This is a genomic window from Variovorax sp. KK3 (genome assembly GCF_001984055.1).
Taxonomy (GTDB): Bacteria; Pseudomonadota; Gammaproteobacteria; order Burkholderiales; family Burkholderiaceae_C; genus Variovorax.
In genome coordinates, this window is sequence record NZ_LYVO01000187.1 from 1 (window position 1) to 915 (window position 915).

Here is a 915-nt window from a genome sequence, read left to right on the forward strand (position 1 = left end):
ACTGGTTCGTCGACCAACGCACCACCGTCGGCGGCAACTCCGTCGTCTCCGAGGTGGCAGCCTGGGCCACTGCCGCTGGTGCCTCAACCCGTCTGGGCTTGACGATCCACGAGGTCCAGCACAACGCCAGCCAAGGCTGGTACGACGAGGCGTACCGCTTGCGCGGCACGAGTCCATCTGAATACCGCTCCGACCTGATGGGCGCGGAGCGCGCTGCGACTTCGGTCGAACTCATGATGCGCGCTGAAGTCGCAGGTTGGTACGCCGACCTTCAGGCGCTGCGCTCGCTGCGCGACTCGGGCCAGATGACGTCCACCGAGTACGTCATGCGCACCCAGGAAGGCACCATCTACGCCAACCTAATGGACGCGGAGATGAGCGGCAGGGCGATGGGGCACTCGGGCGTGGCGCTGGCGAACTATGTCGCGGAGCACGCCCAAGGGTCGATCCCGTCCAACTACATCGTCGAGTACACCGCGGCCATGACGCCACCGGCCATCAGCCAGTCCGCGGTGCGCGGCATCCTGGGCTTTGCCTTCACCGATCCCGCACAGATGGTGAGCTTTCATGAAGAGGTCGGCCCCGACGGTTCGTATACCGCGATTGCGACCTACAACAACGGCGAGCGCGTCACCACCACCTACGATGGCTACGAAGGCGCCTACTCCCAGACCCGAGAAGTCGTGCAGCCCAATGGCAGCCATGCGACGACGCAGACGCACACGATCGAGTCGTACAACGCCGATGGCAGCGCCGGCGATCAAGTCACCCGCCACTATTCGGCCGGGCGCCTTGCCGACGTTGTCGAGGTGGACAGTTCGCTCGACGACGTCGACTACGGAACGCGCACCACCACCTACGACGCCCAGGGCCGCATCGATTCGATCGAGATCCGCCGCGACGACGGCAGCCGCG

At 65.5% G+C, this 915-nt stretch carries 1 protein-coding gene; it reads left to right on the forward strand.

The features are described 5' to 3' along the window. A partial coding sequence (locus B0W80_RS35830) for a hypothetical protein (protein ID WP_179107109.1) occupies positions 1-915 on the forward strand: 915 nt, incomplete at both ends.